1 protein-coding gene is annotated in these 693 nt (G+C 62.5%); it reads left to right on the forward strand.

All coding sequences use genetic code 11. The annotated features are described in order from the left end of the window. Positions 1-693 (forward strand): AMP-binding protein (locus AC07OF_RS25825; RefSeq protein WP_495073687.1); only part of this gene is annotated, 693 nt, incomplete at both ends.

Raw genomic sequence — 693 nt, forward strand, 5'->3', positions numbered from 1 at the left:
GGCGATCATCGCCGAGCCGACGGCGGCGATTGCCGATCTGCCGATGCTGGCTGTCGAGGAACGTACGCAGTTGCTTGAAGGCTGGAATGCCACTGCACGCGCGTATCCACTGCAGCAGTCGGTGCAGGCGCTGATCGAGCAGCAAGTGGAACGGGCGCCGCAAGCCACCGCCTTGCTGTTCGGCGGGCAGCAGTTGAGCTATGCCGAACTCAACGCCCAGGCCAACCGCCTGGCTCATCGCCTGATTGAAATCGGCGTGGGCCCGGATGTGCTGGTCGGTATTGCCGCCGAACGCAGCCTGGAGATGGTCGTTGGCCTGCTGGCGGTACTCAAGGCCGGTGGCGCTTATGTGCCGCTCGATCCGGAATATCCGCAAGACCGCTTGAGCTACATGATCGAAGACAGTGGCATCCACTTGCTGCTGACTCAGCAACATCTGCATGAGCAGCTGCCGGTTCCGGCCTCGGTCGAAGTCCTGCTGCTGGAGCAAGACCTGAGCAGCTACCCGACGCACAACCCCGAAGTGGCCATGGCCGAGGAAAACCTCGCCTACGTGATCTACACCTCGGGTTCCACCGGTAAGCCGAAAGGTGCGGGTAACCGCCATTCGGCGCTGACCAACCGCCTGTGCTGGATGCAGGAAGCTTATGCGCTGGACGCCAGCGACACCGTGCTGCAGAAAACCCCGTTCAG

This window comes from Pseudomonas sp. GW821-FHT10B02, from assembly GCF_059415665.1.